Source organism: Polaribacter gochangensis, assembly GCF_046224025.1.
GTDB lineage: Bacteria > Bacteroidota > Bacteroidia > Flavobacteriales > Flavobacteriaceae > Polaribacter > Polaribacter gochangensis.
In genome coordinates this window covers 1-25,411 of record NZ_JBJXRF010000001.1, presented here as the reverse complement: position 1 = coordinate 25,411, position 25,411 = coordinate 1, and the positions used below count along the sequence as shown (strand labels likewise).

Sequence of the window (25,411 nt, the reverse complement as noted above, 5' to 3'; positions counted from 1 at the left end):
CTAATTTTGCTACATGTTTAAACCTCGAATTGAATTAGAATCCGATGACTTTTATTTTAACGAAGAAGGTTATCGAGTATTTACAGAAAAGTATCATTTAAAAAGGGGTTATTGCTGTAAAAGTGGTTGTAAGCATTGTCCGTACGGTTACGATAAAAAGACAGATAGCTTTAAAACAAAATAATTTTTTAGATTTCAATTATTTGTGTATATTTATAAATATAAAATTTAAAATGTCACGCTTAAGTCAACTGCTACAATATAGAAAACATCTAGAAGATAGATATCGCAGATTGCTAGAAAAATCTAGCGATTATAGACATGTTGATGAAATTAAAAGCGATAGAGCTGCTTATAAAGCCATGAAAATCCGTGGTAAATTAAATAGGATTAACTATTTAAACAAAGAAATTTCTTAAAATTATTTCCATTTCTTCTTGTAATTCACTCGCTTTATGCATCGCCGAATTTGCAAAATTTTCATCATTTGAAGCATAAATAATTCCACGAGAAGAATTTATTAATAAGCCAACCGAATCTGACATACCGTATTTACAAACGTCTTGTAGATTTCCGCCTTGAGCACCAACACCAGGAACTAATAAAAAACTATTCGGAACAATCTTTCTTATTTCTTTAAAGTATTCAGCTTTTGTTGCACCAACAACATACATTAGGTTTTCTGAGTTTTCCCAAGATGTAGAGGCTTCTAAAACCTCTTTATACAATTCTTTTTCATTTACCAATTTTGTTTGAAAATCGAAAGCACCTTCGTTAGAAGTCAACGCTAATAAAATAGTGTATTTGTCTTTAAAAGCTAAAAATGGTTCAACCGAATCTTTTCCCATATACGGCGCAACCGTAACAGAATCAAATGCTAAATCTTCAAAAAAAGCTTTTGCGTACATGCTAGATGTATTGCCAATATCACCACGTTTTGCATCTGCAATTGTAAAAATTTCTGGATACTTTTTATTGATGTATTGAATTGTTTTTTCTAGTGATAGCCAACCTTTGATTCCGTATGCTTCATAAAAAGCAGTGTTTGGTTTGTAAGCTACACACAAATGATGCGTGGCGTCAATAATTGCTTTGTTAAATGCAAAAATGGGATCTTCTTCTTGTAATAAATGTTGAGGTATTTTAGTGATATCAACATCTAAACCAATACATAAAAATGATTTTTTTAGATGAATTTGCTCAATAAGTTGCTTTGTTGTCATTCAAACAGTAATAAAGTTTAGCAAAGGTACTTAATTTTGATAGTTTATCTATATTTGTTTTTAATGTAAAAGTGTTTTTACAATCATTTCTTGTAAGAATATTACTTAAGTATTGACCAAGTAACAAACTAATAATCATGATTAAAAAAATCACTTTATTTTTGCTTTTATCTTTAATTCTAGCCGGATGTAACCTCAAATCTCCAACGAATTTTACAGATGAAGCATTGAAAGATTCTTTTTTTGACATCAATAATAAATCGATTCAATTTAAAGAAATCTTAACAAAACATAAAGGGCAAAAAATACTCATAAATGTTTGGGCTTCTTGGTGTAGAGATTGTGTAGTTGGTTTTCCCAATTTAAAAGAGTTTCAAAAAAACAACCCAACTGTAAAATATGTTTTTCTTTCTACAAACAGAAGTGTTTTTAGTTGGAAAAAAGCTATTGATAAATACGAACTTCAAGGAGATCATTATTTTCTGAAAAATGGATTGAATAGTGCATTCGGTGATTTTTTAAATTCTAATTGGGTTCCGAGATACTTGGTAGTAAACGAAAACGGGACTTTAGATTTGTTTAAAGCAAAAAAGATTACCGATAAAAGCATAGTTGAAGCCTTAAAAAAATAACGTATTTTTGCAGCGTTTAACAGTAAAATAGTATCCATGAGAAGTAAAATTGTTGCAGGTAATTGGAAAATGAATAATGATGTTGAGGAGACAAAAAGTTTGGTAAAAGGAATCAGAAAAGCAATAAAAAGACTTCCTTTAGCAAACACAAGAGTGCTAGTTTCGCCAACATTTGTAAACTTAACCAGTGCAATTAAAAAAGCTAAAAAATCCAACATAGAAGTTGTTGCTCAAAACATGCATCAAGAAAATAATGGCGCTTTTACTGGCGAAATTTCTGCTGATATGTTAAAAAATATTGGCGTAGAAACCGTTATTATTGGTCACTCTGAAAGAAGATCAATATTTGGTGAAACAGATGAACTCCTTGCGAAAAAAGTAAATCAAGCAATTCAAAATGATATGGAAGTCATTTTTTGTTTTGGAGAGCAATTGGAAGATAGAAAATTGGACAATCATTTTAAAGTTGTACAAAATCAATTAGAACACGGATTGTTTCATTTAGAAGCTATAGCTTGGAATCAGATTGTGTTGGCGTACGAGCCAGTTTGGGCAATTGGCACAGGAGAAACTGCATCACCAGAACAAGCACAAGAAATGCATGCTTTTATCAGAAAATTACTTCAAGAAAAATACAATACAAGTGTTGCCGATAATACATCGATTTTATACGGCGGAAGCGTAAAACCTTCTAATGCAAATGAAATATTTTCTAAACAAGATGTAGATGGTGGTTTAATTGGCGGAGCATCTTTAAATGTAGAAGATTTTACTAAAATTATTAAAGCGATTTAATGGATCATATTTATATAGAATATAATTTTGTTGTTGAGCCAACAGCAACTGGAACAGAAATTTTAATTGCAGAATTAGGCTTTGCTGGATTTGAAAGTTTTGTTGAAAATGAAAACGGCGTAACTGCTTATATTCAAAAAGAAGAATGGAATGCCGATATTTTAGACGCTATTGCTGTGTTAAAATCTGATGAGTTTTCTATCACTTTTGATAAAAATGAAGTAGCGCAAACCAATTGGAACAGCGAATGGGAAAAGAATTTTGAAGCGATTCAGGTTGATGACTTGGTAAGTGTTCGCGCACCTTTTCATGAAGATAAAAAACTAAAATACGATATTGTTATTGAGCCAAAAATGAGTTTTGGAACAGGTCATCATGAAACAACACACATGATGATTCAGCATTTGTTAGCATTAGATTTAGAAAATAAAAAAACGCTTGATATGGGTTGTGGAACTGGAATTTTAGCAATTTTTGCTGAAATGAAAGGCGCAAAACCAATTGACGGAATTGATATTGATAATTGGTGCTACATTAACTCCGTCGAAAATGCTGAAAGAAATAAATGCAAGCATATTTCGTTTTATGAAGGAGATGCAAGTTTATTAACAACTCAGAACTATGATGTTATCATTGCAAACATCAACAGAAATATTTTGTTGAATGATATGGAAACATATACTAAATGTTTAAACGAAAACGGAATCTTATTATTGAGTGGTTTTTACAAGGAAGATATTCCGACCCTTGATGCAGAAGTTTCTAAATTTGGTTTGCAGTTGCAAAAAACAATTGAAAGAAATAATTGGGTTTCACTAAAATATTTAAAAGAGTAATTGTATATTTATTTTTAAAATGAGCACAAAAGAGAAAATACAAGAAGAAGTAGATGTTCTAGAAAAGGAAGTAAATCAACATGAAATAGTGTTGTTTAATGATGATGTAAATACGTTCGATCATGTAATAGAATCTTTAATTGATGTCTGTGAGCATACGCTAGAGCAAGCAGAACAATGTTCTATTTTAGTGCATTATAAGGGAAAATGTACTGTAAAAACAGGTGAGTATAAAGATTTAAAGCCAAGATGTTCTAAGCTACAACAACTTGGTTTATCAGCAGAATTAGTTTAAGATGACAAATGTATTTTTATACTACGACTTCAATTCTTTTTTTAAGGATGAATCTGGTGTTTTTGAAGGGAATGAAATTTGTTATAGCGAGTTAAATCCAGAACATTTTTTAATTTTTGAAAAAGAGAACGAAAAATATAATTTGTATATTTCTAAATACAATTCAAAAAAAGATGTTGGCAAAAACAAACCAGTTCTTTTAGAAACGGTCATCGAAAATTACGATAAAAGTATTCCAGAACATCGCGTAGCAATACGAAGATATTTTGAATAATTTAATTTTTAGAAGCAAATAAGGTATTACGATTGCTTTATAAAAAGCTTTTTTAATTAGAAATTTTTAGGCTTCTTACTACGAAAAACGCACCCAAAGGGTGCGTTTTACTATTGCTTAAAGTAAGAAAAATGATTTTATTTCATTGTTTTTCGAGGTAGTTTTTGATCTCTTTGTGCAGTATTATAAACAAAAGAAGCTACAATTACAGCCATTTGTTTTAGGTCGTCCATAACCAAGCGCTCATAAGTATCTGCATTTGTATGGTGAGTTCTTGATCTGTATTCTACAGGATCTTGAATAAATTGAAAGCCAGGAATGCCAACAGCATCAAAAGCTAAGTGATCTGTTCCTCCAGTATTATTTGTTGTAACTGTTGTATTGTCAATCATATCACTAAAAGGTGTAAACCAGCTTTTAAAAATTGGAACGACATCTTTATTTCCTTGCGTATAAATTCCGCGTACTCTTCCTGTTCCGTTATCGATATTGAAATAACCAGCTACTTTTTCATTTTCTTTGGTAAATTTCTTTGTTGCTGGATCTCCAAAATGATTTTTCACATAGTTTCTAGAACCATGTAAGCCTTGCTCTTCTCCGTCCCAAAGTGCAATTCTAATGGTTCTTTTTGGTGATACGCCAACTGCTTTTAAAATACGAACAGCTTCCATCATTACTATTGAACCAGCAGCATTATCTGTAGCACCTGTTGCACCGTGCCAAGAATCTAAATGTGCACCTAGCATTACAACTTCTGCTTTTAAATTTCTGTCTGTACCAGGAATCTCAGCGATAACGTTGTATCCTTTTAAACTTTTAGAATTGAAAGAAGTTTTTACTTCTGCTTCAATTTCTACTTCAACTCCATTTTCAATTAAACGCGCCATCAAATTTGCATGTTCTGGTACCATTTCTAGTTCGCTAATAGATTTTGGAGCATCTTTCAAATAACCTCTACCGCCACTTGTAAACAAGGTTCCGTGTCTTCCGTTCTTTCCAGTAACCTGTAGCGCAACACCTTCATTTACAAGAAAAGTTGCTATTTTTTGAGTCAATGCTCTTCTTTTCATCCATGCAGCTCTTCTTGCTGCCATATCATCATTGTTTCCCGTGTTTCTAGTTCTCGGTTCAGCAGGCTTTTCCATTTTATTTAGTGCTTCATGGCTAAAGCGAACTGCATCCGCTTCAAAAGTTGGGGCCTGACTTCCGTTTGCTTTTACAAGTACAATTGCTCCTTTTAATTTTCCTTTATATTTTGCAAAATCAGCTTCAGATTTAATGTCAACCATTATCACTTTTCCAGAAATTGGTCCATTTGTTCCTTCTGTCCATGCTTTTGGAACAGCAACAAAAGACATATAGTATGGCTTTGTCATTGCTACATAGTTCTTTTCTATTTCCCATCCTTTTCCAAATTCACCCCAAACTTCTGTTTTAGAGTTTTTCAATCCCCATTTAGATAATTGGCTTACAGCATAATTAGCGGCTCTTTTATATCCTTGAGAGTTGGTTAAGCGAGACCCAGCTTTATCAATCAATTCAAAAGCTATTTTTTCGACCTGAGAATTGTTTAGTCCTTCTTTTTTTATTTTTTCAATTGTGTTTGCATCAAAAACCTCTTGGCCAAAGGAGAGAGAGATGAAAAATAATGCGGGTAAAATTAATAGTTTACGAATCATAAGTGTAAAATTTAGTTAATAAATTGTAGTGTTTTTTGATGTTGATTATCAAGTATTTTTGATAAATGTATGCAAAAACAACGAAATTTAATGCAGAAAAGTAAATTCAGAATTGTTATAAATAAAAAAACGCATCATTTTTGATGCGTTTTTAGTGACCACGATAGGATTCAAACCTATAACCTCTTGAGCCGTAATCAAGTGCGCTATTCAGTTGCGCCACGTGGCCGTAAGCGGGTGCAAATATAGTTGCTATTTTTTAATTTTGAAAATCTATTCTGCTATTTCTTTTTTAAATTCTTCAATAATTGGTGTTGCTTTTTTTAAATCAGAACTGTAGATAAACAATTCAATATTATCAATAGGTAAACCAAATCCGCCTAGCCTTGCAGACTCGTGATGATTTTTTATTAAGCTAGGGATTTTTTCTTGATCTAATAAGTAGCTTAATCTATTTACAAATATTGATGTTCCTGTGAAAACTTTTATATGTTCTTTTTCCATGTTGATGTTGTTTTAATCTTTTGAATTGATAGTTACATAAGCGCGCCAACCAATAATTGCTAATTGTATCTTTGAAGCTTTGCTTATGTCTACCTGTCTTTTAGTAAATGAAGGTAAAACTACTTTATTTACTTTGGAGATTATTTTAAAAAGCTGTTTTTTCATTTGTTTAAATATACTTCATTTGATGTTTATATCAAAATCATTTTTTAGTTTGATTTTGAATCATTAAAAGTAAATTTTAGTGCTGCACTTTTAGCGGCAATTACAATTCCGTTTGCTTCTCCGACTTTTATATCTGGAACGGGTTTACCGTTGTTGTAAAAAATTACTTCAGAATTGCTTCTACTGTTTTTTACTTTGATGGTAATTTTAATGATTTCTTTTTGTTTGTTGTATTTTAAGTTGCTGAACGAGAAAAGCAATCCTTGTGTTTTAAGATTCTTCTTTAAGTTAGTTAGTTTTTCTCTTGTAAAGTATTTTGTAATGGTTTCGGTAAAACCATCAAATCTGGTTTGTAAAAATTTTTTCTTTTCTTGAGCAACAGAGTAATTACTTGTAAAAAATGTAACAATTACAAGAAGAGTAGTAAGTAATATAAAGTTGTGTTTTTTCATAAAAATAACAACTGTTTTTGTGACAAATACAAACAAAAGATAAAAGTAATTTTTTAAAAATGAAATAAAGAGAAAACCATTCAAAAATTCTAATTATACTATCTTTGTAGAAAAATAAATACATGGAGTTTTTATATATAATTTTAGGATTAATTTTATTGATTTTTGGAGGGAACTGGCTGTTAAAAGCTGCAGTTGCAATGTCATTAAAATTAAATATTCCAAAAATTGTTATTGGTATGACCGTGGTTTCATTTGCAACCTCTGCTCCAGAATTAATTGTTAGTATAAAATCAGCATTAAATGGTTTTCCTGATTTAGCTTTAGGAAATGTTGTAGGTTCTAATATCGCTAATCTGGCGTTGGTATTAGGAATTACAATTATACTTTCTAAGATTGATGTTCAGAAAAGTTTTTATAAAACAGATTGGCCGGTGATGATGATTGCTTCAGTATTGTTGTTTTATTTTTTATACAATGATAAAATGATAGACGCTACAGAAGGAATAATAATGTTTTCTTTTTTAGTACTGTTTTTAATTTATTTGTTGCGTTTTCAAAAACAAGCAGTTGTTGATGAAATGCCAGAAGATGATGAAATGTTACCACTATATAAGATAGCGTTATTTTTTGTTGTTGGTGGAGTAGGATTGTGGGCTGGGTCAGAGCTATTAATAAAGGGAGCTGTAGATTTAGCAAAAGATTTTGGTGTAAGTGAACGTGTCATAGGTGTTACAGTTGTTTCTGTAGGAACTAGTATTCCAGAATTAGCAGCCTCTATTGTTGCTGTACTTAAAAAGGAGAAAGCAATTTCACTTGGAAATTTAATTGGTTCAAATATTTTTAACATTTTAGCAGTTCTTGGAATTACAGCAATGATTACTCCAATAGAATTAAAAGATGTTGATTTGTTAGAGTATGATATTTTTTGGATGCTAGGCATTTCATTCTTAATTCTTCCATTGGTGTTTTTTCCAAGAAAATTAAGATTAGATTGGAAAGATGGTTTTATTCTTTTAGTATTATATGGTATTTATATTTTTACTACAATAAGTTAGTTTAGTAGGGTTTTTTTACCTAAAGCACGTATTTTAAAATTTTACCCCTATTTTTTTTGGGGGTATTTTATTTTTAAATGCATTTTTTTGTACATTTGCCCTGTATAATTTAAAACTCAAACACAACTATGTCAACAATCCGCTTTAACGCATTAAAAGAAACACTTAATAGAGTTCCTTTGAAAATTACAGAAGAAGAGAGAAAGTCAGAGGCTTTTGGTAAAAACGTTTTTAACGAACATTCGATGCGTCAGTTTATGACAAAAGAGGCGTTTCAAAGCGTCATGGATGCCATCGAGTTTGGCAAAAAAATTGATAGAAACGTTGCAGATCAAGTTGCTGCAGCAATGAAAGATTGGGCATTATCAAAAAATGCAACACATTATACACATTGGTTTCAGCCATTAACAGGTGCTACGGCAGAAAAGCATGATGCTTTCTTTGAAACTATTGGAAACGGTAGAGCAATGGAGAAATTTGGAGGTGGGGAATTGGTGCAGCAAGAACCAGACGCGTCTAGTTTTCCGAATGGCGGAATTAGAAATACGTTTGAAGCGAGAGGTTATACTGCTTGGGACCCAACATCACCAGCATTTATTTACGGAACAACATTGTGTATACCAACAATATTTGTTGCCTATACAGGAGAAGCATTAGATAATAAAGCACCTTTATTAAGAGCATTGCAGGCAATTGATAATTCTGCAACTGCTGTTTGTAAATATTTTGATAAAAATGTAACCAAAGTAAATGCTTCTTTAGGTTGGGAGCAAGAATATTTTTTAATTGATTCTGCTTTGGCAATTTCTAGACCAGATATCAATTTAACAGGAAGAACATTATTAGGGCATTCTCCAGCAAAAGGACAACAATTAGACGATCATTATTTTGGTTCAATTCCGCGTAGAGTATTGAGTTATATGCGAGATATGGAGCAAGAATGTATGTTGTTAGGGATTCCTGTAAAAACACGTCATAACGAAGTGGCGCCAAATCAATATGAATTAGCTCCGATTTTTGAAGAAGCAAATTTAGCAGTAGATCACAACTCCTTATTAATGGATGTGATGGAAAGAGTTGCTCAAAAACATAATTTTAGAGTATTATTTCATGAAAAACCATTTGCAGGAATCAATGGTTCTGGTAAGCACAATAACTGGTCTTTGGCAACAAGTACTGGAGTAAACTTATTGAGTCCAGGAAAAACACCTATGAAAAATTTACAATTCTTAACATTTTTTGTAAATACAATCAAAGCAGTTCATGATTATGAAGAGCTAATTAGAGCTTCAATTGCATCTGCAAGTAACGATCATCGCTTGGGGGCAAATGAAGCGCCACCAGCAATTATTTCTGTATTTATTGGTTCGCAATTATCAGCAGTTTTAGATGAATTAGAAAATGTTACCAAAGGGAAATTATCGCCAGAAGAAAAAACAGATTTAAAATTAAATATTGTAGGCAAAATTCCTGAGATTTTATTAGATAATACGGATAGAAACAGAACATCGCCTTTTGCTTTCACAGGAAATAAATTTGAATTAAGAGCTGTTGGGTCTTGGGCAAACTGTGCTGGTCCAATGACGGTTTTAAATACAATTGTAGCAAAACAATTAAAGGATTTTAAAATTGAAGTGGATGCTTTGATAGAGAAGAAAAGCTTAAAGAAAGACGAAGCTATTTTTAATATTTTAAGAGAATACATTAAAGCTTCAAAAAAGATTCGTTTTGAAGGAAATGGTTATGGAGAAGAATGGGAAATCGAAGCAGTAAAAAGAGGATTGAGTAATAATAAAACGACTCCTGAAGCACTGAAAGAAAAAAAATCTAAGAAAACCATTGCTCTTTTTGAAGAAATGGGTGTAATGAGTAAAATTGAAACCGAAGCTCGACACGAAATTGAGCTAGAAGAATACATTCTAAGAATTCAAATTGAAGGAAGAGTGTTGGGGGATATTGCTAGAAATCATGTGATTCCAACCGCAATTAAATATCAAAATACATTGATCGAAAATGTTAGTGGATTGAAAAATATTTTTGGAGATAAATTTAAAGTACATGCGAAAGAGCAAATAGATTTAATTGAAAAAATATCTGAACATATTGCAGGAATCAATTCCAAAGTAGAAGCAATGACTGAAGCTCGTAAGAAAGCAAATAAGCTTGAGGGGCAAAAAGCTGCGGATGCATATTGTAATATTGTAAAACCATATTTTGAAGAAATTAGATATCATAGTGATAAATTAGAAATGATGGTTGATGATGAGCTTTGGCCATTAGCAAAATATAGAGAGTTATTATTTACTAGATAATTAAAAATTAAATCCCGCTTTGGCGGGATTTTTTATGATGGAAATAAAAAAATTAACAAAAAAGCATTGGCGGGAAGTTGCAAGAATTTATCAAGACGGAATTGACACAAAAAATGCTACGTTTAGAAATAAAGTTCCCAGTTGGGAAAATTGGAATGTAAATCACCATCAACATTCAAGATTTGTGGTTATTGAAGATGAAATCGTTTTAGGTTGGTGTGCAATTTCTCCAGTATCAAATAGAAATGAATATCGAGGAGTAGCAGAAGTAAGTGTTTATGTTTCTTTAATTTCAATCAGAAAAGGAATTGGAAATATGTTGTTGCAAGAATTGATAAAGTCTTCTGAAGAAAATGGAATTTGGACTTTGTATTCTAGTTTGTTTCCGGAGAATGAAGGAAGCGTAAAACTACATCTCAAAAATGATTTTCGTTTGATTGGAAAGCGAGAAAAAATTGCGCAACAAGATGGTGTTTGGAGAGACACTGTTTTGTGTGAAAGAAGAAGTAAAAAGTTGTAATAACCTTGAATGTTTGCGGTTTTTAGATTAATTTCGCTGCAACAAAACAACAACACACAACATGAGTCAAGAAGTTTCTAAAAGATATGCACAACGTGGGGTTTCTGCATCTAAAGAAGATGTTCATAATGCAATTAAAAACATTGATAAAGGATTGTTTCCAAAAGCATTTTGTAAAATAGTTCCTGATTATTTAACAAATGATGAGGATTATTGTTTGATTATGCATGCTGATGGGGCGGGAACAAAATCTTCTTTGGCGTATATGTATTGGAAAGAAACAGGTGATATTTCTGTGTGGAAAGGAATCGCGCAAGATGCGTTGATTATGAATATTGATGATTTATTATGTGTTGGTGCAACAGACAATATCATGTTGTCTTCTACAATCGGACGAAATAAAAGTAAAATTCCCGGCGAAGTGTTGTCGGCAATTATCAACGGAACAGAAGAATTGATCGAGGATTTAAAAAGTTTTGGTGTTACAATTCATTCTACCGGAGGAGAAACTGCAGATGTTGGCGATTTAGTGCGCACAATTATTGTTGATTCTACGGTTACTGCTAGAATGAGGCGTACAGATGTTGTTGATAATGCAAATATAAAAGCTGGTGATGTTATTGTTGGTTTAGAATCTTTCGGACAAGCAACGTATGAAGCAGCATATAATGGCGGAATGGGTTCAAATGGATTAACATCTGCAAGACACGATGTTTTTGATAATTATTTAGCTTCTAAATATCCAGAAAGTTTTGATGCTGCTGTTCCTAAAGATTTAGTGTATTCTGGAAATGTAAAATTAACGGACAACGTAGAAAACTCTCCGATTGATGCAGGTAAATTAGTATTATCGCCAACAAGAACTTACGCGCCAATTATCAAAGAAATCTTATCGAAATTCAACTCTGATACTGTTCACGGAATGATTCATTGTTCTGGTGGAGCGCAAACGAAAATTTTACACTTTATAGACAATTTACATATTGTAAAAGACAATATGTTTTCAATTCCGCCTTTATTTAAATTGATACAAGAACAATCAAAAACCGATTGGAAAGAAATGTATCAGGTTTTTAACTGTGGACATAGAATGGAAATTTATGTTTCTCCAGAAATAGCAGAAGACATTATTTCGATTTCTAAGTCGTATAATGTAAATGCGCAAATTGTAGGTCGAGTAGAAGCATCATCAACAAAAAAACTCACCATAAAAAGTGAGTTTGGAGTTTTTGAATATTAATCAATAGTTTGTAAAACAGCAATTTGACCAAAATAATCTCCGTCTTGTAAAACTGCAATTAACTTTTTTTCATTTCCAGTATAATTTGCACTCATTTCTATGAAAATCTCTTTTGAATTTTTTCTTTCGAAAATAAAATTCGGATTTTCTACTTTAAAAGTAGTTGCTTGCGGATTAATACCACTTAAATCAATTATAGAATTGTTGTAAGAAATTTCAATAAGCTTCCAAGTTGTTCCTTTTGTTGTAATTGTGATAGTATTTAATTCTGCGTCAAACTGAATTGATTTTTTAGAAATATGTATTGGGTCTTCGTTGCAAATTAAACATTCGCCTTCTGTGTTTGTGCAAGAAAGGAAAAGTGTAAGAAAAAACAGGAATACAATTGTTTGAAATTTTGCTTTTGTTTTCATGATCATGTAATTTATTTTATATGCTAAAGATAGTTTTTTTTATCTTATTTTTTTAATGATAAAAACTACTGTTAGTTGCTTGTTTAGAGGTATTTAAGTGTTTCTTGGTGGTTGAAAAAATAAAATATTTGTAAACATTTTTATGTTGATAAAATGATAAAATGCTGTTAATTAGTAATTTGTATTTTTTTTCTGTAAACTTTATGATTTTTATTGTGGTCTTAATTGTTTTATTTTTCTTACTTTAGGCTTGACAAATAATAATCTAATTCTCTAGTGAAAACAATGAAATCAACAACACAAATTACCCCCAAAAAGACATACACAAGACAAGAAGCGCTAGCTGCTGCTTTAAGCTATTTTAATAATGATGATTTAGCTGCAAGTGTTTGGTTAAATAAATATGCATTAAAAGATTCTGACGGAAATATTTACGAAAGTACACCCAACGAAATGCATACAAGAATTGCAAAAGAAATTGCAAGAATTGAACAACGATATGAGAATCCGTTAACAGAATCAGAAGTCTTTGAAGCCATTAAAAACTTTAAATATATTGTTCCGCAAGGAAGTCCGATGGCAGGAATTGGAAATCCATTTCAAGTTGCATCACTTTCTAATTGCTTTGTAATAGGTAATGATGGAAATTCAGATTCGTACGGAGGAATCATGAAAATTGACCAAGAACAAGTTCAACTAATGAAACGTCGTGGCGGTGTTGGTCACGATTTATCACACATTAGACCAAAAAGCTCTCCCGTAAAAAACTCAGCATTAACATCCACTGGAATTGTTCCTTTCATGGAGCGTTATTCAAATTCTACCAGAGAAGTGGCGCAAGATGGTCGTCGTGGTGCATTAATGTTATCGGTTTCTATAAATCATCCAGATTCTGAAGATTTTATCGATGCAAAATTAGAACAAGGAAAAGTTACTGGCGCAAATGTATCTGTAAGAATTGATGATGCCTTTATGAAAGCAGTAAAAAATGATGAAAAGTATACGCAGAAATACCCAATTTTTAGCGCAGAACCAAAAGTTACAAAAACGATAGAAGCTAAAAAAATATGGAAAAAAATTGTGCACAACGCATGGAAATCTGCCGAACCAGGAATTCTTTTTTGGGATACCATCATTAATGAATCGGTACCAGATTGTTATGCAGATTTAGGTTACAAAACAGTTTCTACAAATCCGTGTGGTGAAATTCCTTTATGCCCGTACGATTCTTGTCGTTTATTGGCAATCAACTTGTTTTCGTATGTAGAAAATCCGTTTACAAAAGAAGCTGCTTTTAACTTTGAGTTGTTTAAAAAACATATTGTTATTGCACAAAGAATGATGGATGATATCATTGATTTAGAATTAGAGAAAATAGATAAAATATTAGAAAAGATTGATGCAGATCCAGAAGCAGATGATGTGAAAGCAACCGAAAAAAATCTGTGGTTAAACATCAGACAAAAAGCATACGAAGGAAGAAGAACCGGAATAGGAATTACTGCAGAAGGAGATATGTTAGCGGCATTGGGAATTAGATACGGAAGTAAAGAAGGAAACGATTTTTCAGTAAAAGTGCACAAAACATTAGGAATAGAAACCTACAGAGCATCTGTGAATTTAGCAAAAGAACGCGGCGCATTTTCAATTTTTGATTCAGAGAGAGAAAAAAACAACCCGTTTATTTTACGCTTAAAGGAAGCAGATAGCAAATTGTATTACGAAATGTTAGAATACGGACGTAGAAATATTGCTTTATTGACGATTGCGCCAACCGGAACAACAAGTTTAATGACGCAAACTTCATCAGGAATTGAACCTGTTTTTATGCCGGTGTATAAACGTAGAAAAAAAGTAAATCCAAACGACAAAGGTTCTCGAGTAGATTTTGTTGACGAAGTTGGGGATTCTTGGGAAGAATATGTAGTTTTTCATCATCGATTTAAACAGTGGATGGAAGTAAACGGTATTGACTCTTCTAAAAACTTTTCGCAAGAAGAACTGGACGTTTTGATTCAAAAATCTCCGTATTACAAAGCTACTTCAAACGATGTAGATTGGATGAGTAAAGTAACCATGCAAGGCGCTGTTCAAAAATGGGTAGATCATTCCATTAGTGTAACCATTAATTTACCCAGCGACGCCAACGAAGATTTGGTAGGCGAGTTGTATTTAAAAGCATGGGAAGTTGGTTGTAAAGGTGTAACGGTTTATAGAGATGGTTCGCGTGCTGGAGTGTTGATTTCTAATGACGAAAAGAAAGAAGAAAATCAAGAAAATGTTTTGACTTCATTTCCTGTTATTCGTCCAGAAGTTTTAGAAGCTGACGTGGTTCGTTTTCAAAATAAAAAAGAAAAATGGATTGCTTTTATTGGTTTGGTTGATGAAAAACCTTACGAGATTTTTACTGGTTTGGTGGATGATGAAGACGGAATTTTAATTCCGCGTTGGGTAGAAAAAGGATTGATTCTAAAAAGTAGAAATGAAGACGGAACATCGCGGTACGATTTTCAGTACAAAAACAAACGCGGTTATAAAACTACTATTGAAGGATTGTCGCACAAGTTTAATCCTGAGTTTTGGAATTATGCAAAATTGTTTTCTGGAACGTTACGTCACGGAATGCCAATTGATAAAATTGTAGAATTGATTCAGAGTTTACAATTAGATAGCGAATCAATAAATACGTGGAAAAACGGAGTTGTCCGTGCTCTAAAACGTTATGTAGAAGATGGCACAAAAGCAAAAGGACACACCTGTGAAAACTGTAAATCGGATAGTTTAATTTACCAAGAAGGGTGTTTAACCTGTCAAGATTGTGGTTCTTCTAAATGTGGATAAATCCTCTTTTATAGAAAGTAAAAATCCCAAATTCATTTTGAATTTGGGATTTTTGTTTTGTTGAGGTTAGTAATAGTTATAAACTTCATGAGATTTCTCAATCGCTAGAACGCTCATTTCGAAATGACATTTAGTTTTTAATTCTTAACATGAAGCAAACTCTTTTAAGAGTTTTTCATTTTTTGATATTTTTACATTAAAGGTTTTTGTCTTTTTTAATTTCAGATAAAATAAGATGTGTCATCGTATCTCCGTAATTAATTAATTTATCGATAAATTGCTGTAAATGAAGTTGGTCTTTTAAAACAGCACGAATGTGTATGTTCTGAGAACCAGTAATCCTGTAGGCTTCTTTTATTTCTGGAAACAGATGAACATCAGTAATAAATAATTTAATTTTTCCGCTAAATAATTTAAGAATGATAATAACTTCTAGCCCAAAACCGAGTTTAGAATAATCTACATGAAGCGAGTAAGCTTTGATAACCCGAGTATCTTCTAGTTTTTGAACACGTTCTCTTACAGAAGATGGGGAAAGATGAATTTTTCTACCAATATCAGCAAAAGAAATTCTTGAATTTTGTTTTAATTCATTGATTATTTTGTTGTCTATAGCATCTACCATTGATTTGAGTGTTTTAAGTATAAAAATACATTTTATTATTATAATAAAGAATTTTATATGATTGAATCAATTTTATAAATCAAAAATCTATAGATAGTTTTGACTCATTAAATAATACAAATTTCATTAAAAATGAGTGTATCAATTCTATTAGTTGTTGGTTTGGGTATTTTACTTGGTTTCTTTTTTCAAACAGTAACAGGCTTTGCAGGAGCTTTAATTGCGTTGCCTATTTTATTACTTGTTCTTGGTTTGCATGATGCAATCGCTTACATCTCTATATTTTATTTTTATTCGAGTGTGTATTTTATTGCTCAAGAAAGGAAAAATATAGATAGAAGAATTATTTTAAAACTTAGTATCGCCACTATTTTGGGAGTTGGTTTAGGTATTTGGGTTTTAACTCATGGAAAACCTATTTTTTTAAAGAAAGCACTAGGGATTTTTATTTTGTTATATGTGATATATACAATGTATGCAAAAGATAAAGTATTTCATAAGCCTAAACTTGAGTTTTTATTTGGATTAGCGGGCGGGTTTTTTTCTGGATTGTTTTCTACTGGTGGTCCTTTATATGTGATTGTTGTTAAGAACTCAGCTGTTTCAATGAAAACCTTTAGAGCGACTATGTTTGGAGTATTAGGTTTAATTACTGCTGTTAGAATACCTACGCTTTATGAAGCAGGTATTTTAAATATGGAGCAAGTACGTTATTCGTTTTATATAATGCCGTTTTTTATATTGGCTATTTATCTAGGTAAAAAAGCGTATGCTAAACTAAATGAAACAGTTTTAAAGAATGGGGTTTTAGCTTTATTATTTTTATCAGGAGTGATGTTAGTGTTGAAGTCGTAAGATGAAAATTGATATTAATTTAAAGTGTCAATCGAACTTTTCAAAAACAAACTCAATTCCGAATTGGTTGTTAGAGACATGCGCTTTTAATTGCTTGTTTTCTAGCCAGTATTTAATTTTTGTTGGAAAGTCGTGTGTTGGATTTTCTGCGACAAAAGAAGTATCGGTTTGAGATGTGAATTTAAATAAGGTCGGAGTTTCATTTACGCCTTCAACTTTTAAAGTTAATGTGTCATTCATAGAAACAATACTTAAAATTTCTTTAAAAGTAGTGTCTTTTTCTTTGAGTGTAATTCCTAATCCAGTAAAATTATTGTTCCAAATTTCATAGGTAATATTTTCTGGTTTGTCGTTTGTTCTAATCCATTTTCCTAATAAAAACTGAGGTTTTTGTGGTTTGGTTTCTGTGTTGCAAGAAAAAATAAAAAGCAAACAGACAAAAAATACAAGTGTACGCATTGTAAAATAATTTTAATCAAATATACATGAAATCTAATTTAGAAAAGTTCAGAGAAAATTGTAAATTCGCAATCAAGTAAAGAATAGAAAATGTTAGATAAATTAAGAATTGTAAAGCAGCGTTATGATGAGGTTTCGGATTTAATTATCCAACCAGAAATCATTATGGATCAAAAAAGATACGCTGGTTTAAGCAAAGAATATAAAGATTTAGGTGATGTTGTTAAAAAAGGAGAAGAATATCAATCTTTATTAAACAACATTGAAGAAGCAAAAGAAATTATTGCGGATGGTTCTGATGCCGAAATGGTAGAAATGGCAAAGATGGAAATGAGTGATGCCAATACCAGAATTCCTGAATTAGAAGACGAAATTAAATTTTTATTGATTCCGAAAGACCCAGAAGATTCTAAAAATGCTGTTGTTGAATTACGTGCCGGAACTGGTGGTGATGAAGCAAGTATTTTTGCTGGAGATTTATTTAGAATGTACACAAAGTATTGTGAAGGTAGAGGCTGGAAAGTTTCTACAGTAGATTTTTCTGAAGGAACAAATGGAGGATTTAAAGAAATTCAGTTTGAAGTAAACGGAGAAGATGTTTACGGAACGTTGAAGTTTGAAGCTGGAGTGCATCGTGTGCAAAGAGTTCCACAAACAGAAACACAAGGTAGAGTGCATACTTCTGCCGCAACCATGATGGTTTTTCCTGAAGCAGAAGAATTTGATGTAGAAATTAATCCGAAAGATGTAAGAATTGATTTTTTCTGTTCGTCTGGTCCTGGAGGACAATCTGTAAATACAACGTATTCTGCAGTTCGTTTAACGCACATTCCTACTGGTTTAGTTGCACAATGTCAAGATCAAAAATCGCAGCATAAGAATAAAGAGAAAGCGTTTAAAGTATTGCGTTCTCGTTTGTACGATATGGAATTGGCAAAAAAGCAAGCAGAAGACGCTTTAAAGCGTGGTTCTATGGTTTCAAGCGGAGATAGATCTGCTAAGATTAGAACGTATAATTATGCGCAAGGGCGAGTTACAGATCACAGAATTGGTTTGTCATTATATGATTTGCCTAATATTATGAATGGTGACATTCAGAAAATTATTGATGAATTAATGCTTGCAGAAAATACAGAAAAGTTAAAAGAATTAGGAGACGGTTTTTAAAACTCAGTTTCTTGTATAAAACAAAAGCACCCGAACGGGTGCTTTTTTTGCTCTTGATTAATATTTTATTGTTTTTTAAATAACATTGGTCTAGGATTACCGTCAAATTCTAATGATAAATAAGTATCATTACCATCTATTGTAATTCCATTGATGGCGTAACAATAGGTTTTACTATTATTTTTAGTTAACTTTAAGTATTCGTCAATTGTGTCAAGTTCATTGTTACAAGAGTAACTTGTAATAGAAAAGTTGTAGGTGTTTAAAAGTTTTCCGTTATAATACCTTTTACAAGTGTTATTTGTAGAAAATACCCATTTGTTATTGATATCTTCATCCGAAATCCATGTTCCAATAATTTTGTCTTTTGTTGATTGATTAGTTTTTAAAGCTGTAAAAGAGCATATAATAGTAGTTATAAAAACAGATACTATTAATACACTAATTTTTTTGTTTTTCATTACTTAATTTATTAAAAAGGAACACTAATTCAGTGCTCCTTTTAGGTTATTGTTTAGTGAAATGGATATAATCAATTTTTGGTGTTAAGACTGTTAAAACCATTTTATCATTACTTAACCCATTAATATCATATTCAATAATATCATTTGGGTTATTTACATTTATTAGTTTAACAAAAGTTATTTCTAATCCAGATTGAGTAATTTCGCTATTTACCGTATAGTTATATTCTTCAGTTGTTTCTCCTGGGTAATGCCAATAAGAAATTCCGTTATTAGTGAATTCAACTTTCCATTCGGGAGTACTATCGCAAATCCAAGTACCAACAATATTTTGTTTTCTCTCTTGAAGCCATTGAGATTGATAAATTGCAAACCCAACAGTGGTTAGAAAAAGTATTCCAACTATAATTTTTAAATATCTATTATTTTGTTTTAATAATTTCATAATCTTTTTATTTACATTTAATATTTGTTTTTGCTTTATTAAATAGAGCTTTTCTATGTTGTAAGCCCTTCTTTCCTCCATTTATTTTTTTTGTTACCTGAGCGACAGTAGTATTGGCTAATAAGTTACCGACTTTATTTTTAAAAAACCAAAGAGCACTAATTACGGCTATTTCTTTATTAGTTGCAATCAAGTTTGGATTTACACTAAAGTCCAATGAGCTTTTATATTTGTTTTGATAATAGCTAGTAAATTGTTGGTAGTTGTATTTCCCTGTAAGTTGAAAAATCCCTCTTCCTCTATATTTATATCCGTCACCAACATTTGTATTTCCCATTTTATATCTTTGCCTTCTGTTAGCATCATCATAAACAAGGTTTGCAAATTTTCGAATATCTACAAAATCAGAAGTTGTTGAGCGTTTAAAATTTCTAGGATCTGCTTTGTTTGGATTTTGAGTTGGGTTAGAGATAGGATTAAAATAGTCATCCCAATATCCTTTAGTACCTAATTCTGACCATCTGTAATTTAAGTTTTCCTCAAGTCCTTCAAACTCTTTTCCAGTTGTAACACTCTTGCTTTCATGACCAGCTTGTGCTAAGAAATGTTGCAACTCTTCATCAGTATCAATCCCAAAATCTTTTCCATGTTTATTCAGATAATCAATAATTTTTTGTAACTCAGAAGAATCTGTGTTTGGAAAAACTTTTTGCAAATCAGCTAAAGTTGTCTCACATTTAATAACACAATTTCCGCTACTATCTTCAACATAACCATCAGGGCATTCACAAACACTTGTTACAGGATTTAAAATTTTTATACCAGGGCAGTTAGTAGATTTACTTCCGCCACCATTTGGATTTCCGTCACCAAAATTCCAATCGAGTGTGTAATCATATTCGTAATCTCCATTACCTTCGTTTACAAAAGGATCTAATGCATAATTATTCCCTGATGTACCCATTACAACTACTTCATCTAATTCAGTATCAGTAAACATGCAACTAGTATCTCCGTTTTCATGATATTCACAAAGTTTTTCTGTACCTTTTTGATATTTTCTTGTGGTGCTTTGGTTTTGGGTTTTTATGAGTTTAGTCGTTAATATACCATCTTTAACTCTATAGCCAATTATAAATTTACCCTTTAAATTTGTAATACTTATTCTTCCAGTAAAAAGTTTTGTTGAGTCGCTCGGCATCATATTAACAAGAACGCTTTTAATGTTGTTATTTATTCTCATTAAAACTACTCTACTATAAATGTCTTTGTATTTTGTTGTAGCTGGTATTACCGTAATTAATTCTTTACTGTCTATTAAAGCTTCATGTTTGGCTGAATCTAAAGCAATAAATAGTTGTAAGTTATTTGTTCCTTTAGCTTTTAAATTTGTTTTATTTAAAAACTGTAAAGATTCTGAAATGCTAACAGTTTTAAAATAGCTGTCTTCTTCTGGGAAATTTTCTTTTTCGCAATTAAATAAGAGTAGTGGAATTGTAAAGAACAGCAGTCCTAATTTTAGAAGATTTTTCTTTCTTTCTTTCTTTCTTTCTTTCTTTCTTTCTTTCTTTTCATATGGTTAAATTTAATATTAATACTTCTAATTTAATGTGTGCAATCTTTGCCTTTTTAAAAAAGCGATTAAAAATCTTGGGGGGAAGTTTTTAATCGCTTTAGGTTAACAAATAATTAAGGGGTATGCTTTATAACAAAGAATAACAACAATTAACTCATTATAATTCTATACTCCAAATGTAAAGTGCAATATTGGTTTGCGCAATACCCATTTATGGGGTTTTTTACTTCACGGAAAACCGTGAGTCAACTCACGGTTTTCCGTGAGTTGGGCTTGTCACGGAAAACCGTGAGTTAACCATTTAGAAATTAGTTATTTCTGTTTTTAATAATCTCGTCTTGCAGCTGTCTGCGTAGTTTTTGCTCTTTTTCTAATGATTTTTTTCTGAAAGTATTTAGCTCGTTTTCTGCCTCTTCTAAATCGTTTTTCGCAGCAATAGTTAATACATTACTGTTCTTAAATTTGTAAACAAAATATCCAAGAGAGATAAGTAACGTAATAATTATAGCAAATAAAATGAAAGAATAAAGTCCTTTGCTCAATTGCATTCCAAAAAGAGATATTGAGTTTTCTTTGTTTAAAGCTTTAGTAAGTTTTGCATTGGTTTCCTCTTTTTCTTTCTTTAAAATAGCAATTGTATTTTTTTGAGTAGCGATTAACGTATTTTTAGCTTCTAATTGCTTATTAAAATTTTTAATACTATCTAACACATTGTTATGGATGTCTCCATAGTCCTTTTTAAGAATTACTTTGTACTCTAAATAATTATTAGATTTTTTATAAACGGTTCTAAATTGGTTGTCAATTGTATTTGTGTTTTCTTGTGAAAATGAATTCAAAGAAAAAAGTACTGTAAGGAATAGTGTTAAAGTAAGCTTCATGGTTTTTGGTATAAACAGCAAATATTAAAAGGCTAAAATTAACAAAAAAAACCCAAACGAAACGTTTGGGTTTTTAATATATAAGCAAGGATTATTATATTATTTTACTTTCTCTACAATTGCCTTAAAAGCTTCTGGGTTGTTCATCGCTAAATCAGCTAAAACCTTACGGTTTAATTCGATGTTATTAGCTTTTACTTTTCCCATAAACTGAGAGTAAGACATTCCATGTTCTCTAGCTCCAGCGTTGATACGTTGAATCCATAATGCACGGAAGTTTCTCTTATTGTTTTTACGGTCTCTATAAGCATATGTCATTGCTTTTTCCACCGCGTTTTTTGCTACTGTATAAACGTTTTTACGTCTTCCAAAGTAACCTTTTGCTGCCTTCAAGATTTTTTTTCTTCTTTTTCTTGAGGCTACTGAATTTACTGATCTTGGCATAATTCAAATTGTTTTTTGTAGTAGGCGGCTATTTAGTTTTTAGTGATTAGTTGTTAGTTTTTAGTGTTAACTTAAAACTTAACATTCACAACTTATAACTCTTTTTGTTTTTTGCCTAACTCCATGGTTAATAATTAAATTCCCTTTAATTAACTATTTTAAAGTTAATTGTTGTTTGATGTTCGCTTCATCAGACTTGTGTACTAATGTTGCGTGCGTCAATTTAAGCTTACGTTTCTTAGACTTCTTTGTTAAGATATGACTCTTAAACGCGTGCTTTCTTTTGATTTTTCCAGAACCTGTCAACTTAAAACGTTTCTTGGCACTAGATTTGGTTTTCATTTTAGGCATTTCTCCTTCGTTTTTATCTCGCTTATAAGATTGTTATTATTATTTTCCTACTTTTTTAGGTGCAATAAACATAATCATACGTTTACCTTCTAATTTAGGTAGTTGTTCTACTTTACCGTATTCTTCTAATTCTTGAGCTAATTTTAATAATAAGATTTGTCCCTGCTCTTTAAAGATGATAGATCTTCCTTTAAAGAAAACAAATGCTTTTAATTTGGCTCCTTCTTTTAAGAACTTAATGGCATGTTTCTTTTTAAATTCATAATCATGCTCATCAGTTTGAGGTCCAAAACGAATTTCTTTAACAGTAACTTTAGTTGCTTTCGATTTTAATGCTTTTTCGCGTTTCTTTTGTTCGTACAAAAACTTCTTATAATCGATAATTTTACAAACTGGAGGAACTGCTTTTGGAGATATTTCTACCAAATCTAATTCTTGCTCTTCCGCTAATGCTCTTGCTTTTTCAATCGGATAAACACCAACTTCGATGTTATCACCAACTAAACGTACTTCGTCAACAAATTTAATCTTATGATTAATTCTGTGTTGATCTTCTTTAAGTACTCTTAAAGGTCTTCTTGGCCTATTTCTTCTAATTGCTATGACTAATAAATTTTAATTATACAATGCAGTTTCTTTAACTGCTTTTCTTTTTTATTTCTTTAAAATTCTACTTTTGTGCTTTTTATTTCATTGTGTATCAACGAAATAAATTCTTCAATAGTAAAAGTTCCGATGTCTCCTTCTCCGTGTTTTCTTACGGATACAGTTCCTTCGTTTTCTTCTTTCTCGCCAACAATAATCATGAACGGAATCTTGCTCATTTCTGCATCTCTAATCTTTCGACCAGTTTTCTCACTTCGATCATCTATGAGGGCGCGAATTTCGGAATTTTCTAGCGATTCTAAAACTTTTTCCGAATATTTTTGATATTTATCACTGATTGGCAATAAGATAACCTGATCTGGGGTTAACCAAAGCGGGAAATTTCCGCCTGTATGCTCAAGTAACACTGCAATAAATCGTTCCATAGAACCAAATGGTGCTCTGTGAATCATTACGGGTTGATGCAGTTGGTTATCTGCTCCTTTATAGGTTAATTCAAATCGTTTCGGTAAATTATAGTCCACTTGAATGGTTCCAAGTTGCCAACTTCTGCCTAAAGCGTCTTTAACCATGAAGTCTAATTTAGGTCCATAAAAAGCAGCTTCTCCTTCTTCAATAACAAAATCTAGGCCTTTATCTGTTGCTGCATTAATAATTGCTTGCTCAGCTAATTCCCATGTAGTAACATCACCAATATATTTATCTGGATTTTCTTTATCTCTAATAGAAACCTGTGCTGTAAAGTTTTCAAATCCTAAAGACCCAAACACGTAAAGAACTAAATCGATAACATTTTTAAATTCTTGATCTAATTGATCTGGAGTACAAAATATGTGTGCATCATCTTGTGTAAATCCTCTTACGCGAGTTAATCCATGTAATTCTCCACTTTGTTCATATCTATAAACAGTTCCGAATTCAGCAAATCGTTTTGGTAAATCTTTATATGAATGTGGTTTAAAATTATAAACTTCACAATGGTGCGGACAGTTCATTGGTTTTAATAAAAACTCTTCATCCATTTTAGGAGTTTTTATAGGTTGAAAGCTGTCTTCACCATATTTTTCATAATGACCAGAAGTAATATACAATTCTTTTTGACCAATATGTGGTGTCATTACCATTTCGTAACCTGCTTTTTTTTGTGCTGTTTTTAAGAAATCTTCTAGCCTTCCTCTTAAAGCGGCTCCTTTTGGTAACCATAAAGGTAAACCAGCTCCAACTTTTTGAGAAAAAGTAAATAATTCTAGCTCTCTACCTAGTTTTCTATGGTCACGCTTTTTTGCTTCTTCTAGTAATTCTAAATACTCGGTAAGCATTTTTTGCTTCGGAAATGAAATTCCGTAAATACGAGTTAACTGATTGTTCTTTTCATCGCCACGCCAATAAGCCCCAGCAACATTCATTACTTTAACGGCTTTGATAATTCCAGTATTTGGAATATGGCCACCACGACATAAATCTGTAAAATCAGAATGATCACAGAAGGTGATATCTCCGTCAGTTAAACTTTCTATTAACTCTACTTTATATTGATTGTTTTCTTTCTGATAGTATGCTAAAGCATCTGCTTTAGAAACCGAACGCAGTTTAAACTCGTGCTTTCCTCTTGCTAATTCTAAAAATTTTTGCTCAATTTTAGTAAAGTCTTTTTCAGAGATTACTTCATCCTCTAAATCTAAATCATAATAAAATCCATTATCAATCGCAGGTCCAATAGTTAATTTTGCCCTTGGATGAAACTCTAAAATAGCTTGAGCCAATACGTGAGCAGATGAATGCCAGAAAGCTTTTTTTCCACCATCATCATTAAATGTATATAATATTAAAGAACCGTCAGAAGTTAAAGGTGTTGTGGTTTCAATAGTTGTTCCATTAAAATTTGCAGAAATAACGTTTCTAGCGAATCCTTCACTAATGCTTTTAGCCACATCCATTGGTGTGCTATTTAAATTGAACTCCCTAACACTTCCGTCAGGTAATGTAATATGAATCATTAAAATTTAATTTTAGGATGCAAAGATATTAGAAAACTCCATTTTGCACAATATATATATGTGTAAAGTTTTTTTAAAAAGTGAATCTTGCTTTTTGTTGAGGTTTTGTTGATGCAATACTGTTTGTTCTTCTCTAATTTTCTCTTTAATTTTTATAGTTTAAAAAATTTTCAATTTTTTTTGTTTGTTAAGTATTGGGTTTATAGAGTTTTAAGTTTTGGTTTAAAAAAAAGATTGGATTAGGTATTGTGAGGTTTAAAAAGGGGTGTATATTTGCAGCCGCTAAGGGATAAGTTTGGTCT

31 protein-coding genes and 1 tRNA gene are annotated in these 25,411 nt (G+C 31.5%); 15 read left to right on the top strand and 17 right to left on the bottom strand.

All coding sequences use genetic code 11. The features are described 5' to 3' along the window. Positions 1-13: 13 nt before the first annotated feature. Entirely contained in the window at positions 14-184 is a 171-nt protein-coding gene (locus ACEWL1_RS00160) for a DUF5522 domain-containing protein (RefSeq protein ID WP_409231266.1), read from the top strand. A gap of 49 nt (positions 185-233) precedes the next feature. Further along, a complete protein-coding gene (locus tag ACEWL1_RS00155) occupies positions 234-419 on the top strand; it encodes a Lacal_2735 family protein (RefSeq protein WP_347175181.1) in 186 nt (61 codons plus the stop codon). Here the strand turns inward: ACEWL1_RS00155 and pyrF are convergent. Beyond that, positions 399-1,223 carry an orotidine-5'-phosphate decarboxylase gene (gene pyrF / locus ACEWL1_RS00150; protein ID WP_409231265.1) on the bottom strand — a complete coding sequence of 275 codons (825 nt, stop codon included), beginning with the start codon at positions 1,221-1,223 and terminating at the stop codon, positions 399-401. The two genes, ACEWL1_RS00155 and pyrF, sit on opposite strands and share 21 nt — an antisense overlap. Positions 1,224-1,360: 137 nt before the next feature. Between pyrF and ACEWL1_RS00145 the strand changes: the two genes are divergently transcribed. From ACEWL1_RS00145 to ACEWL1_RS00125, 5 genes are read left to right on the top strand one after another with little or no spacing between them, the layout of a single operon-like run. After that, complete coding sequence (locus ACEWL1_RS00145) at positions 1,361-1,855, top strand: TlpA family protein disulfide reductase (RefSeq protein ID WP_409231264.1); 495 nt, start codon at positions 1,361-1,363, stop codon at positions 1,853-1,855. 36 nt (positions 1,856-1,891) lie between these two features. Next, complete coding sequence (tpiA, locus tag ACEWL1_RS00140; RefSeq protein WP_409231263.1) at positions 1,892-2,650, top strand: triose-phosphate isomerase; 759 nt, start codon at positions 1,892-1,894, stop codon at positions 2,648-2,650. Continuing rightward, positions 2,650-3,486 (top strand): 50S ribosomal protein L11 methyltransferase, encoded by an 837-nt coding sequence (prmA, locus tag ACEWL1_RS00135; RefSeq protein WP_409231262.1) that lies wholly within the window; start codon positions 2,650-2,652, stop codon positions 3,484-3,486. Before tpiA ends, prmA begins: the two co-directional genes overlap by 1 nt. Positions 3,487-3,505: 19 nt before the next feature. Beyond that, the gene (locus ACEWL1_RS00130; protein WP_409231261.1) at positions 3,506-3,781 is read left to right on the top strand and encodes an ATP-dependent Clp protease adaptor ClpS; all 276 of its coding nucleotides are present in this window, start codon (positions 3,506-3,508) and stop codon (positions 3,779-3,781) included. A 1-nt stretch (position 3,782) separates the two neighbouring features. After that, positions 3,783-4,055, top strand: coding sequence for a hypothetical protein (locus ACEWL1_RS00125; protein ID WP_409231260.1), 273 nt, complete (start codon positions 3,783-3,785; stop codon positions 4,053-4,055). Positions 4,056-4,192: 137 nt separating this feature from the next. Here the strand turns inward: ACEWL1_RS00125 and ACEWL1_RS00120 are convergent, their stop codons facing one another. The 5 genes from ACEWL1_RS00120 to ACEWL1_RS00100 form a co-directional block, all read right to left on the bottom strand. Beyond that, on the bottom strand, positions 4,193-5,734 hold the full coding sequence (locus tag ACEWL1_RS00120) for a M20/M25/M40 family metallo-hydrolase (protein WP_409231259.1): 1,542 nt from the start codon (positions 5,732-5,734) through the stop codon (positions 4,193-4,195). A gap of 155 nt (positions 5,735-5,889) precedes the next feature. Continuing rightward, positions 5,890-5,963: transfer RNA gene (locus ACEWL1_RS00115), tRNA-Arg, on the bottom strand. Between the two features lie 44 nt (positions 5,964-6,007). After that, positions 6,008-6,238: a putative signal transducing protein gene (locus ACEWL1_RS00110; RefSeq protein ID WP_409231258.1), complete on the bottom strand. Its 231-nt coding sequence runs from the start codon at positions 6,236-6,238 to the stop codon at positions 6,008-6,010. Positions 6,239-6,250: 12 nt separating this feature from the next. Next, complete coding sequence (locus tag ACEWL1_RS00105) at positions 6,251-6,403, bottom strand: SsrA-binding protein (protein WP_409231257.1); 153 nt, start codon at positions 6,401-6,403, stop codon at positions 6,251-6,253. A 44-nt stretch (positions 6,404-6,447) separates the two neighbouring features. Further along, a complete protein-coding gene (locus ACEWL1_RS00100) occupies positions 6,448-6,855 on the bottom strand; it encodes a hypothetical protein (protein WP_409231256.1) in 408 nt (135 codons plus the stop codon). Positions 6,856-6,977: 122 nt separating this feature from the next. On the opposite strand from ACEWL1_RS00100, the gene ACEWL1_RS00095 reads away from it, so the two are divergent. The 4 genes from ACEWL1_RS00095 (at position 6,978) to ACEWL1_RS00080 (ending at position 11,985) form a co-directional block, all read left to right on the top strand. Next, entirely contained in the window at positions 6,978-7,913 is a 936-nt protein-coding gene (locus ACEWL1_RS00095) for a calcium/sodium antiporter (protein ID WP_409231255.1), read from the top strand. A 128-nt stretch (positions 7,914-8,041) separates the two neighbouring features. Then, the gene (locus tag ACEWL1_RS00090) at positions 8,042-10,225 is read left to right on the top strand and encodes a glutamine synthetase III family protein (protein ID WP_409231254.1); all 2,184 of its coding nucleotides are present in this window, start codon (positions 8,042-8,044) and stop codon (positions 10,223-10,225) included. A gap of 34 nt (positions 10,226-10,259) precedes the next feature. After that, positions 10,260-10,745 (top strand): GNAT family N-acetyltransferase, encoded by a 486-nt coding sequence (locus tag ACEWL1_RS00085; RefSeq protein ID WP_409231253.1) that lies wholly within the window; start codon positions 10,260-10,262, stop codon positions 10,743-10,745. A 61-nt stretch (positions 10,746-10,806) separates the two neighbouring features. Continuing rightward, on the top strand, positions 10,807-11,985 hold the full coding sequence (locus ACEWL1_RS00080) for an AIR synthase related protein (protein ID WP_409231252.1): 1,179 nt from the start codon (positions 10,807-10,809) through the stop codon (positions 11,983-11,985). On the opposite strand, the gene ACEWL1_RS00075 is transcribed toward ACEWL1_RS00080, so the two are convergent. Continuing rightward, positions 11,982-12,398, bottom strand: coding sequence for a hypothetical protein (locus tag ACEWL1_RS00075; RefSeq protein ID WP_409231251.1), 417 nt, complete (start codon positions 12,396-12,398; stop codon positions 11,982-11,984). The genes ACEWL1_RS00080 and ACEWL1_RS00075 overlap by 4 nt on opposite strands. A 285-nt stretch (positions 12,399-12,683) precedes the next feature. On the opposite strand from ACEWL1_RS00075, the gene ACEWL1_RS00070 reads away from it, so the two are divergent. Then, positions 12,684-15,239, top strand: a complete 2,556-nt coding sequence (locus ACEWL1_RS00070) for an adenosylcobalamin-dependent ribonucleoside-diphosphate reductase (RefSeq protein WP_409231250.1) — start codon at positions 12,684-12,686, stop codon at positions 15,237-15,239. Between the two features lie 196 nt (positions 15,240-15,435). On the opposite strand, the gene ACEWL1_RS00065 is transcribed toward ACEWL1_RS00070, so the two are convergent. After that, positions 15,436-15,864, bottom strand: coding sequence for an Lrp/AsnC family transcriptional regulator (locus ACEWL1_RS00065; protein WP_409231249.1), 429 nt, complete (start codon positions 15,862-15,864; stop codon positions 15,436-15,438). A gap of 132 nt (positions 15,865-15,996) precedes the next feature. Between ACEWL1_RS00065 and ACEWL1_RS00060 the strand changes: the two genes are divergently transcribed. Then, entirely contained in the window at positions 15,997-16,719 is a 723-nt protein-coding gene (locus ACEWL1_RS00060; protein ID WP_409231248.1) for a sulfite exporter TauE/SafE family protein, read from the top strand. A gap of 27 nt (positions 16,720-16,746) precedes the next feature. Here the strand turns inward: ACEWL1_RS00060 and ACEWL1_RS00055 are convergent, their stop codons facing one another. Then, positions 16,747-17,178: a hypothetical protein gene (locus tag ACEWL1_RS00055; protein WP_409231247.1), complete on the bottom strand. Its 432-nt coding sequence runs from the start codon at positions 17,176-17,178 to the stop codon at positions 16,747-16,749. A gap of 90 nt (positions 17,179-17,268) precedes the next feature. Between ACEWL1_RS00055 and prfA the strand changes: the two genes are divergently transcribed. Beyond that, positions 17,269-18,345: a peptide chain release factor 1 gene (gene prfA, locus ACEWL1_RS00050; protein WP_347175204.1), complete on the top strand. Its 1,077-nt coding sequence runs from the start codon at positions 17,269-17,271 to the stop codon at positions 18,343-18,345. A gap of 65 nt (positions 18,346-18,410) precedes the next feature. Here the strand turns inward: prfA and ACEWL1_RS00045 are convergent, their stop codons facing one another. Genes ACEWL1_RS00045 through ACEWL1_RS00035 form a run of 3 tightly spaced genes read right to left on the bottom strand, consistent with a single transcriptional unit; the run spans position 18,411 to position 20,458 of the window. Continuing rightward, the gene (locus tag ACEWL1_RS00045; RefSeq protein WP_409231246.1) at positions 18,411-18,806 is read right to left on the bottom strand and encodes a hypothetical protein; all 396 of its coding nucleotides are present in this window, start codon (positions 18,804-18,806) and stop codon (positions 18,411-18,413) included. Between the two features lie 46 nt (positions 18,807-18,852). Continuing rightward, positions 18,853-19,254 carry a hypothetical protein gene (locus tag ACEWL1_RS00040; protein WP_409231245.1) on the bottom strand — a complete coding sequence of 134 codons (402 nt, stop codon included), beginning with the start codon at positions 19,252-19,254 and terminating at the stop codon, positions 18,853-18,855. 7 nt (positions 19,255-19,261) lie between these two features. After that, entirely contained in the window at positions 19,262-20,458 is a 1,197-nt protein-coding gene (locus ACEWL1_RS00035; RefSeq protein ID WP_409231244.1) for a hypothetical protein, read from the bottom strand. Between the two features lie 58 nt (positions 20,459-20,516). Between ACEWL1_RS00035 and ACEWL1_RS00030 the strand changes: the two genes are divergently transcribed. Beyond that, positions 20,517-20,696 carry a hypothetical protein gene (locus ACEWL1_RS00030; protein ID WP_409231243.1) on the top strand — a complete coding sequence of 60 codons (180 nt, stop codon included), beginning with the start codon at positions 20,517-20,519 and terminating at the stop codon, positions 20,694-20,696. 442 nt (positions 20,697-21,138) lie between these two features. Here the strand turns inward: ACEWL1_RS00030 and ACEWL1_RS00025 are convergent, their stop codons facing one another. The 5 genes from ACEWL1_RS00025 to thrS form a co-directional block, all read right to left on the bottom strand. Then, the gene (locus ACEWL1_RS00025) at positions 21,139-21,711 is read right to left on the bottom strand and encodes a hypothetical protein (RefSeq protein WP_409231242.1); all 573 of its coding nucleotides are present in this window, start codon (positions 21,709-21,711) and stop codon (positions 21,139-21,141) included. 99 nt (positions 21,712-21,810) lie between these two features. Further along, entirely contained in the window at positions 21,811-22,155 is a 345-nt protein-coding gene (rplT, locus tag ACEWL1_RS00020) for a 50S ribosomal protein L20 (protein ID WP_301399728.1), read from the bottom strand. Between the two features lie 153 nt (positions 22,156-22,308). Then, complete coding sequence (gene rpmI / locus ACEWL1_RS00015) at positions 22,309-22,506, bottom strand: 50S ribosomal protein L35 (protein WP_301399729.1); 198 nt, start codon at positions 22,504-22,506, stop codon at positions 22,309-22,311. Positions 22,507-22,545: 39 nt separating this feature from the next. After that, positions 22,546-23,103 (bottom strand): translation initiation factor IF-3, encoded by a 558-nt coding sequence (gene infC / locus ACEWL1_RS00010; protein ID WP_409232246.1) that lies wholly within the window; start codon positions 23,101-23,103, stop codon positions 22,546-22,548. Between the two features lie 65 nt (positions 23,104-23,168). Continuing rightward, a complete protein-coding gene (gene thrS / locus ACEWL1_RS00005) occupies positions 23,169-25,109 on the bottom strand; it encodes a threonine--tRNA ligase (RefSeq protein WP_409231241.1) in 1,941 nt (646 codons plus the stop codon). Between the last annotated feature and the right edge of the window lie 302 nt (positions 25,110-25,411).

Excerpts from the sequence above, each read along its gene's own strand:
- ACEWL1_RS00125 (WP_409231260.1), top strand. The coding sequence starts at position 3,783 with ATGACAAATGTATTTTTATACTACGACTTCAATTCTTTTTTTAAGGAT.
- ACEWL1_RS00100 (WP_409231256.1), bottom strand. The coding sequence starts at position 6,855 with ATGAAAAAACACAACTTTATATTACTTACTACTCTTCTTGTAATTGTT.
- rpmI (WP_301399729.1), bottom strand. The coding sequence starts at position 22,506 with ATGCCTAAAATGAAAACCAAATCTAGTGCCAAGAAACGTTTTAAGTTG.
- ACEWL1_RS00070 (WP_409231250.1), top strand. The coding sequence starts at position 12,684 with ATGAAATCAACAACACAAATTACCCCCAAAAAGACATACACAAGACAA.
- ACEWL1_RS00120 (WP_409231259.1), bottom strand. The coding sequence starts at position 5,734 with ATGATTCGTAAACTATTAATTTTACCCGCATTATTTTTCATCTCTCTC.
- ACEWL1_RS00105 (WP_409231257.1), bottom strand. The coding sequence starts at position 6,403 with ATGAAAAAACAGCTTTTTAAAATAATCTCCAAAGTAAATAAAGTAGTT.
- ACEWL1_RS00045 (WP_409231246.1), bottom strand. The coding sequence starts at position 18,806 with ATGAAAAACAAAAAAATTAGTGTATTAATAGTATCTGTTTTTATAACT.
- ACEWL1_RS00025 (WP_409231242.1), bottom strand. The coding sequence starts at position 21,711 with ATGAAGCTTACTTTAACACTATTCCTTACAGTACTTTTTTCTTTGAAT.
- ACEWL1_RS00155 (WP_347175181.1), top strand. The coding sequence starts at position 234 with ATGTCACGCTTAAGTCAACTGCTACAATATAGAAAACATCTAGAAGAT.
- ACEWL1_RS00060 (WP_409231248.1), top strand. The coding sequence starts at position 15,997 with ATGAGTGTATCAATTCTATTAGTTGTTGGTTTGGGTATTTTACTTGGT.
- ACEWL1_RS00030 (WP_409231243.1), top strand. The coding sequence starts at position 20,517 with ATGTCTTTGTATTTTGTTGTAGCTGGTATTACCGTAATTAATTCTTTA.
- ACEWL1_RS00130 (WP_409231261.1), top strand. The coding sequence starts at position 3,506 with ATGAGCACAAAAGAGAAAATACAAGAAGAAGTAGATGTTCTAGAAAAG.
- ACEWL1_RS00065 (WP_409231249.1), bottom strand. The coding sequence starts at position 15,864 with ATGGTAGATGCTATAGACAACAAAATAATCAATGAATTAAAACAAAAT.
- pyrF (WP_409231265.1), bottom strand. The coding sequence starts at position 1,223 with ATGACAACAAAGCAACTTATTGAGCAAATTCATCTAAAAAAATCATTT.
- prfA (WP_347175204.1), top strand. The coding sequence starts at position 17,269 with ATGTTAGATAAATTAAGAATTGTAAAGCAGCGTTATGATGAGGTTTCG.
- ACEWL1_RS00055 (WP_409231247.1), bottom strand. The coding sequence starts at position 17,178 with ATGCGTACACTTGTATTTTTTGTCTGTTTGCTTTTTATTTTTTCTTGC.
- prmA (WP_409231262.1), top strand. The coding sequence starts at position 2,650 with ATGGATCATATTTATATAGAATATAATTTTGTTGTTGAGCCAACAGCA.
- ACEWL1_RS00145 (WP_409231264.1), top strand. The coding sequence starts at position 1,361 with ATGATTAAAAAAATCACTTTATTTTTGCTTTTATCTTTAATTCTAGCC.
- ACEWL1_RS00095 (WP_409231255.1), top strand. The coding sequence starts at position 6,978 with ATGGAGTTTTTATATATAATTTTAGGATTAATTTTATTGATTTTTGGA.
- ACEWL1_RS00160 (WP_409231266.1), top strand. The coding sequence starts at position 14 with ATGTTTAAACCTCGAATTGAATTAGAATCCGATGACTTTTATTTTAAC.
- ACEWL1_RS00040 (WP_409231245.1), bottom strand. The coding sequence starts at position 19,254 with ATGAAATTATTAAAACAAAATAATAGATATTTAAAAATTATAGTTGGA.
- ACEWL1_RS00080 (WP_409231252.1), top strand. The coding sequence starts at position 10,807 with ATGAGTCAAGAAGTTTCTAAAAGATATGCACAACGTGGGGTTTCTGCA.
- rplT (WP_301399728.1), bottom strand. The coding sequence starts at position 22,155 with ATGCCAAGATCAGTAAATTCAGTAGCCTCAAGAAAAAGAAGAAAAAAA.
- ACEWL1_RS00090 (WP_409231254.1), top strand. The coding sequence starts at position 8,042 with ATGTCAACAATCCGCTTTAACGCATTAAAAGAAACACTTAATAGAGTT.
- ACEWL1_RS00085 (WP_409231253.1), top strand. The coding sequence starts at position 10,260 with ATGATGGAAATAAAAAAATTAACAAAAAAGCATTGGCGGGAAGTTGCA.
- ACEWL1_RS00110 (WP_409231258.1), bottom strand. The coding sequence starts at position 6,238 with ATGGAAAAAGAACATATAAAAGTTTTCACAGGAACATCAATATTTGTA.
- ACEWL1_RS00075 (WP_409231251.1), bottom strand. The coding sequence starts at position 12,398 with ATGAAAACAAAAGCAAAATTTCAAACAATTGTATTCCTGTTTTTTCTT.
- ACEWL1_RS00035 (WP_409231244.1), bottom strand. The coding sequence starts at position 20,458 with ATGATGCCGAGCGACTCAACAAAACTTTTTACTGGAAGAATAAGTATT.
- thrS (WP_409231241.1), bottom strand. The coding sequence starts at position 25,109 with ATGATTCATATTACATTACCTGACGGAAGTGTTAGGGAGTTCAATTTA.
- tpiA (WP_409231263.1), top strand. The coding sequence starts at position 1,892 with ATGAGAAGTAAAATTGTTGCAGGTAATTGGAAAATGAATAATGATGTT.